The organism is Solibacillus isronensis, assembly GCF_900168685.1.
Classification (GTDB): domain Bacteria; phylum Bacillota; class Bacilli; order Bacillales_A; family Planococcaceae; genus Solibacillus; species Solibacillus isronensis_A.
In genome coordinates this window covers 108896-125597 of the sequence record NZ_FVZN01000013.1, presented here as the reverse complement: position 1 = coordinate 125597, position 16702 = coordinate 108896, and the positions used below count along the sequence as shown (strand labels likewise).

The following is a 16702-nucleotide window of genomic DNA, read 5'->3' as shown; positions in this document are numbered from 1 at the left end:
TGAATGAAACGAAAGACAACGGTAAAAAGAACAATTTAGTTTAACCTACTCAATTATTCATTTCGCTTCTCACAATTTTTCCAAACACGAGTGAACATACCTTTAACTAAATTAATGCGGGGTGGATACATGCTTACAACAATAAATTTAATTTTGTTCTTGCTCGTTGCCGGTTATGCACTGTATTTATTAGGACACCTTTTATACAGTCGCTATTCTTATATTAAATTAGGGAAAAAAGAGGAATTCGATTTACAGTTAAAAGAGCGTTTGAATACAGTATTAGTTAATGTAGTGGGGCAAAAGAAACTATTTAAAGATAAGAAAAGCGGCATCATGCACTTTATCCTATTTTACGGATTTATCATTATTCAAGTTGGTCTAATCGAGATTATCCTTAAAGGCTTTATTGAAGGATATGAACTTCCATTTGGAAATTTTCATAAGTACTTCAGCTTTTTGCAGGAGTGGACAGTATTTTTCATGCTAGCTGCAGTGCTTTATGGTTTTTATAGAAGATACTTTGAAAAGCTGGCGAGGCTGCAATGGAAACGTGACGGAAAAGCATTGTTTGTTTATATTGGCTTAAGCGCACTGACGCTTTCCATTTTCCTCATGCTTGCTTTTGAAGCGGTCATGATTGGCAAAGAACCTGATTTTGCTTATGCGCCATTTTCCAGCATATTGGCCATTGCTTTTAGCTCGTTAAGTGAAACGGTGAGTACGGTACTGTTTTATAGCTTCTGGTGGGTTCACATTTTATCGGTATTTGCCTTTATGGTGTTTGTGCCACAGTCTAAACAGGCACATGAAATTTTTGCGGCCATCAATGTCTTTTTCAAGAAAGTTGGTCCTAAAGGAAAACCGAAGAAGATTGATTTTGAAGATGAAGAGGCAGAATCATTCGGGGTCGGAAAAATTGAAGAATTTACTCAGGCACAGCTAATTGATCTGTATGCTTGTGCAGAATGCGGGCGCTGTACGAATATGTGTCCAGCATCAAATACGGGCAAAACCCTTTCTCCGATGAATCTAATCGTAAAAATGCGAGACCATTTAACAGAAAAAGGGGCAGTTGCTACATCAATAAAACCATGGGTACCGGCTTTTGCATTCAGTAATTCGCATGGCAATCAGCTTGCAATGCAAGGGGCTTCGAATATCCAGGTAGAAATGCCAAGTTTAATCGGCGATGTCATTACGGAAGAAGAAATTTGGGCATGTACTACTTGCCGTAACTGTGAAGATCAATGCCCGGTAATGAACGAACATGTCGATAAAATTATTGATTTACGCCGTTACTTAACAATGACGGAAGGTCGCGTGCATTCTGATGCGCAGCGGGCGATGAACAATATAGAACGACAAGGAAATCCTTGGGGACTAAACCGCAAAGAAAAAGAAAATTGGCGTGATTTGGATCCATCGATTAACATTCCTACAGTAAAAGAATTGAAAAAACGTGAGGAAGAATTTGAGTATTTATTTTGGGTAGGATCGATGGGGTCATTTGATAATCGTTCACAGAAGATAGCACTTTCGTTTGCACGTTTGTTAAATGAGGCCGGCATAAAGTTTGCGATATTAGGGAACCTGGAAAAAAATTCAGGAGATACCCCGCGCCGGTTAGGTAATGAATTTTTATTCCAGGAGCTTGCGACAGCAAACATTGAAACGTTTGAAAAATATAATGTGAAAAAAATTGTTACGATTGATCCGCATGCCTATAACATTTTCAAAAACGAATACCAGGATTTTGGCTGGCAAGGGGAAGTACTGCATCATACGGAAATGCTGTACGACCTGATCAGTTCATCCCGCTTAACTATGGAACATGAAGTAAAGGAAACGATTGTTTTCCACGATTCCTGTTATTTAGGGCGATACAACGATGTATATGATGCACCGAGGGAAATTCTGAAATCCATACCGGGAGTTAAATTGGTGGAGATGGAAAGAAACCGCGAAAACAGCATGTGCTGCGGTGCAGGCGGCGGGTTAATGTGGATGGAAGAAAAAGAAGGCTCCCGCATCAATGTTACGCGCACAGAACAGGCCCTGGAAACGAATGCTTCAGCCATTTCATCCGGCTGTCCATACTGTTTAACGATGCTGACAGACGGTACGAAAGCAAAAGAAGTGGAAGATACTGTCGGCACTTACGATATCGCCGAGCTAGTAGAACGATCAGTATTAGGGGAGCGTACCCCGGCAGAACAAAGCGTTCCAAAAGAACTTGTGTACAATTAAGCTGAAAGAGACTGTAGGGGAAATTCCTTACAGTCTTTTTTATAGAGGAGATTTTCTAATAAAACTGAAAAAGTTCTAATATCATGAAAAATCTTCTAATAAAATCCGGAAGTTCTAATATACTGGCCAACTGTTCTAATAACCACGGCAGAAGTTCAAATAAACGACTCGGATCTTCTAATAAGCAGCCGCTTCTTTCTAATATCCGCGTTAAATGTTCTAATATAAACCGTACACTTTAAAACAGTATTAAAGGGAGAGTAAATTCTGTTCCTAAAACCTCCCACATGTTCTAATAAAACCTGAAGTTCTAATAACCACAACAGAAGTTCAAATAAACGACTCGAAACTTCTAATAAGTAGCCGATTCTTTCTAATATCCGCACCAACTGTTCTAATAAAAACCCCCGCTTCTTTAAGAGACATATTTTAACAAAAAATATATAGTAAAAACAAAGGGGGAAGCGAAAATGAGAATTTTTGATGCACATTTTCATATTATCGATTATCAGTTTCCGATTATCGAAAGTCAGGGGTATATGCCGCCAAGCTATGACGTTGCCGCATATAGCGAACAAACTAAAGATCTAGCAATTAAAGGCGGGGCAATTGTTTCGGGCTCATTTCAAGGATTTGATCAGACGTATTTACTGCATTCACTGAAGCAGCTAGGCCCGGCATTTTGTGGCGTAACCCAATTGCCGTATACAGTGTCCGACGAAGAAATTGAAGCACTGCACAAAAATGGCGTCAGAGCATTGCGCTTTAACATTAAACGCGGGGGCTCGGAAGATTTATCGAAGCTCGATTATTTTGCAAGACGTGTTCACGATTTAGTCGGCTGGCATAGCGAGCTGTATATTGATGCAAAAGAACTTCATGAAATTGCTGCAACGATCGAGAAATTACCGGCAATCTCGATTGATCATTTAGGGTTATCCGAAGAAGGGCTGCCGCATTTACTGAAGCTGGTCGATAAAGGGGTTCGTGTGAAAGCGACCGGTTTTGGCCGTGTCGAATTGGATATACAAAAAGCCCTGCAGGAAATTTACAGCATTAATCCGGATGCTTTGATGTTCGGAACAGACTTGCCGTCAACCCGGGCAAAAAGACCGTTTGAAGTGGCCGATATTACGCTCATCCAGCAACTTTTCGATAAACATGCTAGCGATAAGATTTTATATTCGAATGCGTCTGCATGGTATTTTGGGAAATAATAAAAATTAGTGGTAAATCCAATGAGCATTGCCAAAATAATTATAGAAAGATAGTAACATTCATAGTAAGGATGTTTAAAAATAGCATAATATGGGTATTTTCTCTTCAATGTATTTAAAGAGGTGAACATATGAAAGGGAAATATTTTTCGAATACTGTTTTTACAGTATCAGCAGTATTTATTTTACTTTGTGTTATTTTTGGTAGTGTGGCACCAGATGCCTTCAGTAATGTTGCTACATATTTATTTGGTTTAACAACCGATTATTTTGGCTGGTTCTACTTGCTCTCTGTTTTTATCATTATCGTATTTCTTTTAGTGCTGGCTATTTCAAAATACGGGAAAATCCGATTGGGCGGAAAAGATGCACAACCGGAATTTAAGTTCCATACTTGGATTGCGCTATTATTTGCGGGGGGTCTTGGTATTGGGCTAGTGTTCTGGGGTGTTGCAGAGCCAATGAGTCATTACTTTAAAACACCGTTTAACGATGTCCAGGCACAAACGACGGATGCTGCCCGTCTCGCAATGGGTTATGCTTTTTTCCACTGGGGAATTAGCCAATGGTCAGTATTTGCGATCATAGGTTTAGTTATGGCCTATATGCAGTTCAACAAAAAAAGGGATTTATTAATATCTACGGCGTTAGAGCCTGTCACAGGAACAAATCGCGGCATTAAAAATACGGTAGATATTTTGGCTGTTATTGCTACTGTAATGGGTGTTGCCACATCAATCGGCTTAGGTGTTTTGCAAACGAACGGTGGCTTAAATGCCGTCTTTAACACACCGATGTCTATTTGGGTACAGCTAGCCATTATAGTTGTAGTTTTCATTGGATATATGGCATCTTCTATTAGCGGCCTGCAAAAGGGGATTCGTATATTAAGTAATGTAAACATGTACTTGGCCTTGATTTTACTAGTATTTGTTTTTGTTACAGGCCCTACAGTTTTCATAATGGAAAGTTTCGTTTTAGCGATCAGTGATTATATTACGAATTTTGTACAATATAGCTTACGTTTGCAGCCATATGCAGGAGGAACGTGGGTGAAGGATTGGACAATTTTCTACTGGGCGTGGGCAATTGCCTGGTCACCTTTTGTCGGGTCTTTCGTAGCGCGCGTATCGAGAGGGCGTACAATTCGTGAATTTATCGTCGGCGTTTTAATCATTCCGCCGGTTATTTCTTGTTTCTGGATTGCGGTATTTGGCGGTTCGGCACTTTACTTTGATTTGAACAAAGGCACAACAATCGCCGAAGCAGTTGATACTGATTTGACTGTCGCATTATTCCTTATGTTGGAGCAGCTTCCGTTAACAACGATCGCCTCGATATTAGGGATTGTTTTAATTGTCATATTTCTTATTACATCAGGGGATACAGCGACATTTATTATGGCAAGTATGACTGATAAAGGAACAATGAATCCTCACAATCGATTAAAAGTCATCTGGGGTGTTTTAATTGCTGCGATTGCAAGTGTACTATTGTTTTCAGGCGGGCTCGAAGCGTTGCAAACAGCTTCACTCATATCAGCCCTTCCATTTACAGTCGTCATGCTCTTACTCATCGTCTCCTTCTTCAAAATGATCCGACATGAAGTTATTCCAATTACGAAGCGGGATGTTCGTCGTCATAAACGAATTATGGAGCATATTGAAAAAACTGAAAAAAATAGATAGTAAAAACGGGTACTGCTCACTCACAGGAGAAGCGGTACCCGTTTTTTAGCAATCATAGTTATATTATGCATAATAATTTTTATTTAGAAGATTTTTTTGAAATAAAGTTTAATTACAAATGAGGCGGGTAATTGTTAGGGGAACGCCAAAACACAATCTAGGAGGAATTACAAAATGAGTGAAATGAATAACATTAACAAAAAACTTGATGAATTATCTCCAGAAAAAAAAGATCAGATTTTAGAAAGCTTTTCAACGTTCAAAAGCTATTTGAACGACCAGCTTGCTAAAGGTGAACGACTAGGTTTGAGCGATGACATGTTGGCAAAAGGCGCCAAGTTTGTAGCGGATCATTTAGCTAAAAACGAAGAACCTCGAAACAGTGAAGAAAAAGTGCTACAGGAATTATGGAAAGTAGCAGATGAAAGCGAAAAGAAAGCATTGGCAAGTGTGCTAGTGAAAATGGTACAAGCAGATTAATTCGTTGGATTAGAGTTTAGTAGAGTCCAATATAAATAAACGCAAAAGCTGAATTTACAGCTTTTGCGTTTTTTATATTTTCTACACTTTAAACTCATTAATTTGTTCTTGAACTCCGACAGCGCCTTCGCTCAATGATTGGGCGACAGCGTTAATTTCCTGCATAGTAGCTGTCTGTTCTTCAACCGCTGATAGGACTATGCCAATCTCACCGGCAGCCCCGTTAGCAGCATGGGCCATCTCAGCAATAGATGCCGCAACTTCCTCAGTACTTGCGGAAATTTGTTCGGACGATGCAGACACTTCCTGAATTTGAGCAGTCATCTCTGTGATCGAACCGACAATATGATTAAATGAAACTTGCGCATTTTGTAAGTAAATTACACCTTGATCAACATTGTGAACTGTTGTATTAACGCTTTCTTCAACTTCTCTCGTATCTTGTTGAATCGTCGAAGTTAGGCCGGCAATTTGTGATGCCGAGTTTTTCGATTGCTCAGCAAGTTTGCGCACTTCATCAGCAACAACGGCAAATCCTTTACCATGTTCACCTGCACGGGCTGCTTCAATCGCCGCATTAAGAGCAAGCAGGTTTGTCTGATCTGTAATATCCGTAATCACTTTTGTTATGTTTTCGATTTCGGCAGATTGTCTGCTCAGCTGCTTAATTTTTTCTTTTGTTTCATATGAAGAATGCTGAATAACCGACATTTGCTGTTCAGCTGTCTGTAATGTATGCTCGCCTTCTCCAGCAATTGTTTGCATATCCATCGCATGTGAGTTCAATACTTGCGCGGCTTCAGCAATTCGGCTCACACCTTGAGCTGTCTCGTCCATTGCGATAGCGCAGTCATTTCCGATTGCCGCAGCGTTACTACCGCCTTCAGCAACAGTTTCCACACGCTTTGCAATATCAGCGGAAGCGGCCGACACTTCATCGGTACTGCTCGCCAGCTGTTCAGAAGCTGCCGTTGTACTTGAAACATTTAGCGATACATTGCTGATTAAGTTCGAAAGACTGGCTTTCATTGCATTAAAGGCAGTCGCAAGTTCTTTAATCTCATCTTTGGATTTAACCTGAATGTCTTCCTCACGTAAATCGCCATTCGCAATAACATTTGCTGCATTTATTAATCTGTGTAACGGACGGGTAATGCTGATTGTAATTAAAAAACCTAAGCATGCAGCAAGTAAAATCCCTATTACGGAAACCGTAATCATCAGCGTTTTACTAATACTTGCACTTGCTGTTGTTTCATCGCTTGTCGTATGCATTTGCTCCTTTTGAAAATCAACAATGCTGTTGATTGTTTGCTGAATTGTGCGGTTAGCAGGTACAGCGAACTCAAATAGCATATTATTGGCTTTATCAAGTTCATCGTTATCCATATAGTCAATAACTTGGGTTACATAGTCATTGTATAGTGCTTGGTTTTCTTTTAGAGTCTTGATTTGTTCCTGCATTTCAGCTGTTCTGAATAATCCTTCAATGTCGCTGATTGTATTTTCAATCGTCTCTCTTTGAGTAGTAAGGCTTTCTAAATCAGCCGGGTCCTGACGTAAAACATAAGAGCGGATATACAGCCCTTGTAATGATGTAGCATTTTGAATTGCTGAGAGTTCCGTTACTTTATAAACTCGATCTTGAATTACGAACGAATAATCCTCATCAATTTCAGTCATCTTAATGACAGAAAATGCTGAGAGAAAAATAAGAATCGCAATAACGATACCAAAGCTCCCGAGTAGTTTCTTTCCAATATTCATAATTTTATTTTCCTCCGAATGTCATAGTTAAAATATATCTATAACTTCGGTTTAAATTTAAAGTACTTAAGGCTAATTTATGAGGGAGGTAGGTAGTTATTTAGACTAGAAGTGAAGTATTGGAGTTAAGTAAAATTTATTATGTTTTAAGCAGGATATTTTGTCATATAACATTTCTGTGTATGGAATCGAATTGCTGAGGTAGGATTTTCTAATAAATTGTGGGGATGTTCTAATATATCGAAAAGTTTTCTAATAAAAGTCCGATGTTCTAATATAAGCGCCGGTTGTACTAATAAGTATCCGGGATGTGCTAATAAAGGCGGTGAATGTTCTAATAACGAACCGCGATCTTCTAATATCAGGCGCAACTCTTCTAATAAAACATGAAGCCGCATTCCGCATACAGCAAAATAAAGAAACTTTGCCACACTTGAAGCCCGTTTAAAGATAACTTCTAATAAACTTAACAGATGTTCTAATAACCCACCGCGGACTTCCAATATCGGCATCAATTCTTCTAATAAAACCAACCCATCCAAAGCCAATAAAAAAACCGAAACCCTATAATAGGATTTCGGAATATAGTCATGTTCTAAACTTCGCCACAATACCTTGCAGCTCTTCGGCAAGGTGGGCAAGGGAACCAGCTGCGGTATTTACTTCTGACATCGAAGCAAGCTGCTCTTCAGAAGCAGATGCGACCGACACGGTATTGTCTGCCGTAGTTTCGGAAATCGTCGCCATCTCAAGTGATTGTTCGGACACCGATTCCATTTTCGAATGGATGCTGTCAGATACAGCGGTAATCTCGTTTACCTGATTTTGTACTTGCCCAATAATAGCAAGAATTTCATCAAACGTTGCCTTCGTATCATGCGAAATTGTAATCCCGGCTTTGACGCGGTCCTTCACTTGCTGAATCGATGAAACGGTTGTCGTCGTATCGTTTTCAATTTCAGCGGCAATGCGCGAAATATCGGATACGGACTGCTTCGTCTGTTCGGATAATTTCTTCACTTCATCCGCGACAACGGCAAAGCCTTTACCAGCTTCACCCGCACGTGCTGCTTCGATTGCAGCATTCAGTGCAAGCAGGTTTGTCTGATCGGATATATCCTGTACAAGCTTTAATATATTGACGATCTCAGTCGTACGGCTAGCAAGAAGTGTTAACGAATCCGCTGTTTCTTCTACTGTCGACTGAATGAGGTTCATTTGAGACACGGTGTTTTCTACATACACCGAACCCTTTTCAATTTTTTCATTTGTTGAAATAGAAAGTGCTGTCGCCTGATTTGCCTGATTCGCAATTTCTTCAGCTTCTTCCAGTACTTTTTGCGCAAAGGCAGCAGAGGAACTCGACATTTCCTTTTGCTTGTCCGCTGCGTCCGATACATTTTGAATGGAAGTGGAAATCAGTTCTGTACCAAGCATTGTTTCATCGGCACTGGCCATCAGCTCCTCGGCAGATGCTGCAACCTGATCTGAACTGTCCGATACATGCGTAATGATTTCCTTTAAGTTACCTGTCATTTGGCGGAATGAAGTTTGCAGTTCACCAACTTCATCATCAGCCTCCTGATCTTCAAACTGCACATTTAAATTCCCAGCAGCAATTTCTTTGGCGCCTGTCGTTAATCGACCGATGCGGCCAACAATTCTGTTTGTGAAATACAGTGCCGACACGACACTTACGATAATAAGCACGATAGCAGAAATAATGGAAATCCATGTAATCGCATTTATTTTATTGCCAAGCTCTTGCTGCATCGCCGTATAGTTTGCACTCACATCGCGTTTCAGCTCGATTACATCATTGACGATTCCTCGCGTACGCTGGGATTGACGCTTAATTTCCGCGACATTTGTTTCCTGTAGGGAAGCGGCAGTCGATTCGGCAATTTTTGCGAACTTTTCTTCAAACTGTCCACTAATCTGACGTTGGCGTTCTGTTGAAAAACTGCCTTTCAGATCGTTATAAACTTCTTCAGTTCGCGCTAAATCCGTTTCAATATTATATTTGTTGTTCTCGGATACATTGATTGAATAGACGCTCAATGATTTTTGCAGGCTTTGAACCGAGCTGTTTAATTCCTCAACGGCAACTAAGGATTCCACGACTTCTTCCGTTGAGGCATTCAGGCTCATAAGCTGGCTAATATTATAGCCGATAATACAGACAGCCAGTAGCAGCGGTACCAATGCCAACATTAATATTTTCTGTTTCAATTTCACTGTTGTACGATCCTTTCTTCTACTTAATCGTCACTTGACCGTCCGCAAGCTCCTGCTGTAACTGTTCAATTTGCTTTTGTTCCTGCGCAGTTAAATTCACAACACGGATTGGTGCAAGACTTACACCATTTTCTTTAATGCCAAGCACTTTATCTTTTTCCGAAAGTGTCCCTGTTTCTGCAATTTCTTTAATTGCCTCATAAACAGCAGTATCAACTTGTTTTAGCATCGAAGAAACAATCGTATCCTCAGCAAGGAAAAACTGATCGCTGTCCACACCGAATGCATGTACACCGGCTTCCTGTGCCGCCAAAATAGAGCCGACCCCTGTAAAGCCGGCAGCGGGATAAATATAATCCGCACCTTGCTCAATCATATCGCGTGCAATCGAAGCACCTAGCTGATCATCGCCGAAATCACCCGCATATTCGGATAACACTTCTATGTCAGGGTTTACTTGTTTGGCACCTGCTTCAAACCCGGTTTCAAAACGCTCGATTACTTCATTTTTAACACCACCGATAAATCCGATTGTATCACTATCTGTTTTCATCGCAGCGAGTGCCCCGAGCAGATAGGAACCTTCATCTTCTTTAAAAGTTATATTATGAACATTCGGCAGGTCAGACACTGCGTCGATTAATATAAATTGCTCGTCCGGATTAGCAGCAGCCACTGCTTCCATATCCTCCTGGACTGTAAACCCGATCCCAATAATCAAATCCTGTCCTTCAGCAACGAGTTCTTCCAATCCTTGTTTATATGTACCGGTAAATTCAAGTTCACGGTAATCAAACGTAATATCAAGTTCATCGCGTGCTTTCTCAAGACCTTCAAAAGCAAGATCTGAAAACGACTGATCACCAAGTCCTGCATCAGACAGCATGACACCAATTTTCACCCGTTCCTTTGTCTCTTCCTCCGACTTCTGTGAGCAGGCAGAGAGCACGACTACAACGAGAAGACTCATTAAAAACAACCATCTTCTTTTCATTCCATCAGTCCTTTACACTAAATACATTATGTAGAAGTTCGACCTCCAACATTTTCAATTTTAACGTATACATGTCATTTAATAAATAAAATAAAAAAATTATGCAGATAATTAACAATTATTGGGAAGTCATCTAAGAGATGGATTTTATTAGAATAAATCTGCAGGATATTAGAAGAAGTGCGAGTGATATTAGCTAATCAGACGGTCATATTAGAACAACGCACCCCCTTATTAGAACATTAGTCGAATATTTTAGAACTTTATTGGAAGAAATAAAATTATATTAGAACTTATCAAAATATATTAGAACGTCCGACAAATATAAATAGAAAATTCTGAAACTAAAGTTGACACATTATGGAAGCATCCGGTATAGTGTAGTAATTAAAAAAGGGGGAGAACATTATGAAAGGCATCATATATTCTCAGCAGTTTACACAATTACATCTTCATATTAAGTAGTCTTGCTATCTTTATTAAATTTTTAATAATGAATAGGAAGACTTTTTCGCATTGAATCGTATAATAAAGCCGTTTTGGAGCTTTATCATTATACGATTTTTTTATTTCTCAAAATTAGGAGGATTCGATTTATATGAAAAAAATGGACTATCAAAACGTAAGAGGAACACAGGATTACTTGCCAAATCAGGAAGTGATAAGACGCAACATACGGCGCACTTTAGAAGATACGTTTATATTGTATGGATGCAAGCCATTGGAGACACCGATATTAAACTATACAAAGTTAATGGCTTCCAAATATGCAGGTGGGGCGGAAATTTTAAAGGAAATGTACACATTAACAGATCGAGGGGAACGTGATTTAGCACTACGTTATGACTTAACGATACCTTTTGCAAAGGTGATTGCGATGAACCCACAATTATCATTGCCATTTAAGCGTTACGAAATCGGGAAAGTCTTCCGAGATGGGCCGATTAAAGCAGGAAGGTTTAGAGAGTTTACTCAATGCGATGTGGATGTTGTCGGCATAGAATCCCAATCCGCAGAAGCAGAACTAATGATGATGACAATCGATGCATTTAACAAGTTGAATATTGAAATGGTGATCCAATTCAATAACCGCAAGCTTTTGGCAGGGTTACTGCAATTTTTTGAAGTCCCTCAATCAAAAATAAATAGCGTCATTCTCATAATCGACAAGATGGAGAAAATCGATCAAGTCACTTTACTGAAAGAACTGGAAGAACAGAACCTTTTACCTTCCACAATTGAATTGATCAAACAATTTTTGAATGCTAATCCGACACTCGCATATTTTGAACAGTACCGAATGAAGAATGAATTAATTAAGCAAGGCTATGAAGAATTAGGCGAGCTGCTAGATTATTTACAAGTTTTAAATGTCGGGGAAAGTTGTGTGTTTAATCCATTTTTAGCCCGTGGTCTGGAAATCTATACAGGAACGATTTATGAGCTGTTTCTAAAAGATGGTGCCATTAAATCAAGTATTGGAGGCGGCGGTCGGTATGATAATGCCATTGGAGGCTTGATCGGTTCAGAAGAAAAAATTTCAACTGTCGGCATTTCATTTGGTTTGGATGTTATCTATACAGCGATGGAGCAAAGAGAAATTCATGCCAACGTGGCGTTTGTGGATATTTTTATTATTCCATTAAATACGGAAAAAGAAGCAATGCGTTTAGCATGGCAATTACGTCAGCAAGGAAATCGTGTAGAAGTCGAATTAAGCGGAAAGAAACTGCGAAAAGCAATGGAAAAAGCAAATCGTGAAAATATCCGGAAAGTAATTATTTTAGGAGAAAATGAAATTCAGAGCGGACGATATGAGTTGAAAGATATGCAAACAGGTGACGTTGAGCAATTCGAAATACGGTAATTCAGAAGGGGAGAGACAGGATGATTATTCGCAAAGCAAATATAAGTGATGCATCGGGGATTGCCAAAGTCCATGTTGAGAGTTGGCGAACTACATATAAAGGCATTATTCCCCAGAGCTTTCTGGATGGGCTAAGCTATGAAGAACGCACAAAACTTTGGGATAATAATATTTCAGATAAAACAAGTACGATCTTTGTTGCAGAAAATGAGGGAGAAATTATTGGTTTTGTCACAGGGGGCACACGTAATACAAATGAAGAGGCAGGAGCAAGCGATTTAACATCGATTTATTTACTTGAAGAATGGCAAGGCAAAAGTGTCGGGAAAAAACTACTGAATCAAATTATGATTGACTTTTTAGAGCAGGGTTATCAAAAAATCTATGTGGATGTATTAGCAGCGAATAAAACAAGACAGTTTTATCAATATTATGGTGCTAAGTACGTTAAAACCGTTCAATTAAATATAGGAGGTAAGACATTAGATGAAGAGATTTATGTATGGAACAATCTAGAAAAAGTAATTCAACAGTCTAAATAAAAGATTTACATTTTTTGTCTTATTTCAAATAATATTATTGAATAATTGTAATATTATGTTATTATTTTACAGTACGATATAGCAAAAAACCTATTATTTCTCTAATTATTAGGATAATAGAAATAAAAAATTAGGAACTAAAACATGCTACAATCCTTAGTAGACATGTTATACTAATAGTTGTCAGACATTTCAGTTAAAGTGGAAAAGGGGGCCCGGTATGGAATTTAATCGAAGAACGAAACAGAATGTATTATTGCTTTGGTTAGCTACTGGGCTACCCCTTATGTACGGATTATATTTTCTGTTTCCAAGTCAGCCGATTGACTGGGAAATTTTCGTCTATTTATCTATTTTCGCGCTTATCACAACAGCGATACCATTCCAAATCGGGAATACGACGATTATTCTTTCGCAATGGGTGACATTGGCGGCCTTCTTGCTGTATGGTGTCGGGGCAGAAATGCTGATCGTCCAGTTAAGTATTTTGCCGATTATTTACCAGATGAGAAATCATAAAGATGCGTTTTACCGCATTATTTTTACTTCGTGGATGTTTGCCTATACATCGTTTTTCGCTGCTGGCATTGTGCATTTAGCAGGGTTTGAAGTAGGGAATTCGAATTTAACGCATTTACTGCTTTACGGAACAGTATTTGTCGGATTGCATTTGTTTATCAATCATACGATTTTGTATGTGCGTGACCGTTTTACAGGAGAAAACGAAAAGTATTTCAGTGAACATATATTATGGGATTATGGCAGTGCGACTATTACGATCCCGTTTGCAGTCACATTAGTTATTCTGATAAATGAAATAGGAGCACCGGCGATTTTCCTGCTCGGCATTCCGTTTTTTGCGATAACGTTTATTGCAAAAATGTACAATATTTCGGAACGGGTCAACCATTCGCTCAGTAAAGCAAGCGAGTTTGGTCATGAGCTTGCAGACCGATTAAGCGCACAGCAAATTATTGAACTGTTTATGAATCGGGTGGGCCAGCTCTTTGCACATGATGCCATGTATCTTGTGGACCATATTCAAGGAAAATATGTGATTTTGCGTGCAAGAGTAGACGGAAAAGATATCGAAATTCAGGCTGATTCAGATTCAATACGAGATTCCTTTATTCATATTTGCTTCCAGACAGAAGACAAAAAAGTGTTCTCTAGTGCGAAAGAATGGGAAAAAGATGCTCCGGATTTTATTCCTTTCGATATGAATAGTGTCATGATAGTTCCTATACACCGTAATCAAAAGACGGAAGGAACGCTGATTTTAACGGCACGTAAAAAGAACGCTTTCGAAAAGTACCAGATGGATATCGTTCACTTACTGTCGACGTATTTTGCGGTGTCTCTGGAAAAAGCGAAATATTTCAGCGCGGCAGTTGAGAAAAGTGAGACATGTGCATTAACAGGTTTATATAATTATCATTATTTAGATAAAAGGCTAGTGATGGAACAGGAGCGGATTAAAGCGAACCCGCATTTGCAGTTTTCATTGTTAATGATGGATATCGATTATTTCAAACGAATTAATGACACGTATGGCCATCATGCAGGGAATCTCATCCTTCAAAATTTTGCGAAGCTGCTGGAAAACTTTGTTCCGGAAGAAGCGGTTTTGGCAAGGTATGGGGGAGAAGAGTTTGTCATGCTCCTACCGCATATGACGAAGGAAGAAGCAGTCCAATTAGGTGAAGAAATTCGTCAATGTGTAGAAGTAACACCATTTTTAATTGAATCCGATTTAGCCGAAGAGGGTCAGAAAGAGCTGGTATTTATTACAGTGAGCATCGGCGTTTCGAATGTACCGGATGACACGGATGAAACGAAAGGACTTTTACGCAACGCCGACCGTGCCCTTTATATCGGAGCCAAACAGGCAGGACGCAACAAAGTAGCAGAGTATTCACGTTAAAAGAACTCCTTAGTTAACGCTATGGAGTTCTTTTATTATTTTCCAAAGAAATTTTATTAATTACCAAGTAGCAAATCATACTAATTTCATATGAATTAATGTATGATGGAAGTATAATCTTTAAAGTTGAAAAATTCTGTGTAAAAGCTTTGTAACACATCGGAGGAATGACAGATGGCAAAAATCTACGTAATCCATGAAAATGATGATTGGACACGTCACTTAGTAAATCGTTTAGAAGAATTAAACTTACCATATGAAACTTGGCATTTAGACGAGGGAATCGTCAACTTAACTGAAGCCCCACCAGAAGGCGTATTCTACAACCGAATGAGTGCCTCATCACATACGCGTGATCACCGTTACGCACCTGAACTGACAGGAGCAGTACTGGACTGGCTTGAATTCCACGGAAGAAAAGTATTGAACGGCAGTAATGCATTACGCTTGGAGTTAAGTAAAGTAAAACAGTATACGGCACTGGAAAAGCACGGAATTAAAACACCGAAAACAATTGCTGCTGTTGGAAAACAGCAAATTGTTGAAGCAGCAAAAGCATTGAATATCGTACCGTTTATTACGAAGCATAATCGTGCAGGAAAAGGATTGGGTGTTCAGCTGTTCTATTCAATCGCTGCACTTGAAGAGCATTTGGCTAAACCGGACTACGAAGAGCCTGTTGATGGAATTGTGCTAATCCAGGAATATATCGAATCACCTGAATCGTACATCACACGTGTTGAATTTATCGGCGGCGAGTATTTCTACTCAGTTCAAGTCGATACATCAGAAGGATTTGAGCTATGTCCTGCAGACGTATGCCAAATTGGCGATTTGTTCTGTCCGGTAGGGGAAGAGCCGAAAGAACAGCGTGCAAAATTTGAAATCGTCGAAAACAACGAAACAAAGCTGCTTGAAAACTATGCAAATTTCCTGAAAGACAGTGGAATTGATGTAGCGGGCATTGAATTTATCCGCAATGCAAAAGGCGAAGTATTTACGTATGATGTTAACACAAATACGAACTACAACCCGGACGCAGAGTCAAAAGAAGAGAAGTATGCAATGCTGCAGCTTGCGAAGTTTTTAGGACAGGAACTGGAAAAAGTAACAGCTCAAAAAGTGAACTAATATAAAAAGTCCAATGAAGGGGGGAGCGCAATACTGCCACTTTCTTCATTGGACTTTTTTATTTATGTTTCTTATGCTGCTTCATTCGTTTTACTAAGAAACCGCCTTTAAACGATTTCGGTTCATATGAAATGATAAACGCAGATGGCTCATGATGCTGAACAAGCATAAATAATTCTTTTTCACGATTCCGTTTCGTTAAAATTTCATATTTATAACGCTGGCTGTCACGGCCTTCTCCAACGTATGTCGTTACCGCAAACCCTTCATTTCTCATAACTTGGATCAGCTCTTCATTGCGTTTTTGCGTATTGATCGTTACATAAATATAGCCAATCGCCAGTTTTTGCTCAATGCGCGTTCCGATAATGATCCCTAGACCAAAACCGACCGCATAAACGACCATTGCAAGAAAACCTTGGTCGCCGCTGAAAACAAGAGACAGACCAAACACATAGATGAGCATTTCAACGATTCCGATCATTGAAGCGAGCGTTGTAATATTTTTTACTAAAAAAATTGTACGCAGTGTAAATAAAGGAACGTAAAGTAGTTGTAATAATAGAATTAGCAAAATTTCTTTCATCAAATCGAATCCTTTTCT

Annotated in this window: 13 protein-coding genes; 8 read left to right on the top strand and 5 right to left on the bottom strand. The window is 39.3% G+C overall.

Annotation, left to right across the window (positions count from 1 at the left end):
- Positions 1-129 precede the first annotated feature (129 nt).
- From B5473_RS07235 to B5473_RS07220, 4 genes are all read left to right on the top strand, one after another.
- On the top strand, positions 130-2250 hold the full coding sequence (locus B5473_RS07235) for a (Fe-S)-binding protein (protein WP_079524258.1): 2121 nt from the start codon (positions 130-132) through the stop codon (positions 2248-2250).
- A 470-nt stretch (positions 2251-2720) separates the two neighbouring features.
- A complete protein-coding gene (locus B5473_RS07230; RefSeq protein ID WP_079524257.1) occupies positions 2721-3467 on the top strand; it encodes an amidohydrolase family protein in 747 nt (248 codons plus the stop codon).
- Positions 3468-3598: 131 nt separating this feature from the next.
- Positions 3599-5155 carry a BCCT family transporter gene (locus B5473_RS07225; RefSeq protein ID WP_079524256.1) on the top strand — a complete coding sequence of 519 codons (1557 nt, stop codon included), beginning with the start codon at positions 3599-3601 and terminating at the stop codon, positions 5153-5155.
- Between the two features lie 174 nt (positions 5156-5329).
- The gene (locus B5473_RS07220; protein ID WP_079524255.1) at positions 5330-5635 is read left to right on the top strand and encodes a DUF3243 domain-containing protein; all 306 of its coding nucleotides are present in this window, start codon (positions 5330-5332) and stop codon (positions 5633-5635) included.
- 81 nt (positions 5636-5716) lie between these two features.
- Here the strand turns inward: B5473_RS07220 and B5473_RS07215 are convergent, their stop codons facing one another.
- The 4 genes from B5473_RS07215 to B5473_RS07200 form a co-directional block, all read right to left on the bottom strand.
- On the bottom strand, positions 5717-7402 hold the full coding sequence (locus B5473_RS07215; RefSeq protein WP_079524254.1) for a methyl-accepting chemotaxis protein: 1686 nt from the start codon (positions 7400-7402) through the stop codon (positions 5717-5719).
- Positions 7403-7548: 146 nt separating this feature from the next.
- Positions 7549-7905, bottom strand: coding sequence for a hypothetical protein (locus B5473_RS07210; RefSeq protein WP_176142048.1), 357 nt, complete (start codon positions 7903-7905; stop codon positions 7549-7551).
- Positions 7906-7990: 85 nt separating this feature from the next.
- Complete coding sequence (locus tag B5473_RS07205) at positions 7991-9640, bottom strand: methyl-accepting chemotaxis protein (RefSeq protein WP_079524252.1); 1650 nt, start codon at positions 9638-9640, stop codon at positions 7991-7993.
- 19 nt (positions 9641-9659) lie between these two features.
- Positions 9660-10634 carry a BMP family lipoprotein gene (locus B5473_RS07200; protein WP_079524251.1) on the bottom strand — a complete coding sequence of 325 codons (975 nt, stop codon included), beginning with the start codon at positions 10632-10634 and terminating at the stop codon, positions 9660-9662.
- Positions 10635-11232: 598 nt separating this feature from the next.
- Here B5473_RS07200 and B5473_RS07195 point away from each other — a divergent pair.
- The 4 genes from B5473_RS07195 (at position 11233) to B5473_RS07180 (ending at position 16098) form a co-directional block, all read left to right on the top strand.
- Positions 11233-12501, top strand: a complete 1269-nt coding sequence (locus B5473_RS07195) for a histidine--tRNA ligase (RefSeq protein WP_079524250.1) — start codon at positions 11233-11235, stop codon at positions 12499-12501.
- Positions 12502-12521: 20 nt separating this feature from the next.
- Positions 12522-13043 (top strand): GNAT family N-acetyltransferase, encoded by a 522-nt coding sequence (locus tag B5473_RS07190; protein ID WP_079524249.1) that lies wholly within the window; start codon positions 12522-12524, stop codon positions 13041-13043.
- Between the two features lie 220 nt (positions 13044-13263).
- Positions 13264-14967 (top strand): sensor domain-containing diguanylate cyclase, encoded by a 1704-nt coding sequence (locus tag B5473_RS07185; protein ID WP_079524248.1) that lies wholly within the window; start codon positions 13264-13266, stop codon positions 14965-14967.
- Positions 14968-15141: 174 nt separating this feature from the next.
- Complete coding sequence (locus tag B5473_RS07180) at positions 15142-16098, top strand: ATP-grasp domain-containing protein (protein WP_079524247.1); 957 nt, start codon at positions 15142-15144, stop codon at positions 16096-16098.
- Between the two features lie 58 nt (positions 16099-16156).
- On the opposite strand, the gene B5473_RS07175 is transcribed toward B5473_RS07180, so the two are convergent.
- The gene (locus B5473_RS07175) at positions 16157-16684 is read right to left on the bottom strand and encodes a DUF2179 domain-containing protein (RefSeq protein ID WP_079524246.1); all 528 of its coding nucleotides are present in this window, start codon (positions 16682-16684) and stop codon (positions 16157-16159) included.
- Between the last annotated feature and the right edge of the window lie 18 nt (positions 16685-16702).

Bases quoted from the DNA above. Each gene is read 5' to 3' on its own strand.
- B5473_RS07235 (WP_079524258.1), top strand. From the start codon at position 130: ATGCTTACAACAATAAATTTAATTTTGTTCTTGCTCGTTGCCGGTTAT.
- B5473_RS07230 (WP_079524257.1), top strand. From the start codon at position 2,721: ATGAGAATTTTTGATGCACATTTTCATATTATCGATTATCAGTTTCCG.
- B5473_RS07225 (WP_079524256.1), top strand. From the start codon at position 3,599: ATGAAAGGGAAATATTTTTCGAATACTGTTTTTACAGTATCAGCAGTA.
- B5473_RS07220 (WP_079524255.1), top strand. From the start codon at position 5,330: ATGAGTGAAATGAATAACATTAACAAAAAACTTGATGAATTATCTCCA.
- B5473_RS07215 (WP_079524254.1), bottom strand. From the start codon at position 7,402: ATGAATATTGGAAAGAAACTACTCGGGAGCTTTGGTATCGTTATTGCG.
- B5473_RS07200 (WP_079524251.1), bottom strand. From the start codon at position 10,634: ATGAAAAGAAGATGGTTGTTTTTAATGAGTCTTCTCGTTGTAGTCGTG.
- B5473_RS07195 (WP_079524250.1), top strand. From the start codon at position 11,233: ATGAAAAAAATGGACTATCAAAACGTAAGAGGAACACAGGATTACTTG.
- B5473_RS07190 (WP_079524249.1), top strand. From the start codon at position 12,522: ATGATTATTCGCAAAGCAAATATAAGTGATGCATCGGGGATTGCCAAA.
- B5473_RS07185 (WP_079524248.1), top strand. From the start codon at position 13,264: ATGGAATTTAATCGAAGAACGAAACAGAATGTATTATTGCTTTGGTTA.
- B5473_RS07180 (WP_079524247.1), top strand. From the start codon at position 15,142: ATGGCAAAAATCTACGTAATCCATGAAAATGATGATTGGACACGTCAC.
- B5473_RS07175 (WP_079524246.1), bottom strand. From the start codon at position 16,684: ATGAAAGAAATTTTGCTAATTCTATTATTACAACTACTTTACGTTCCT.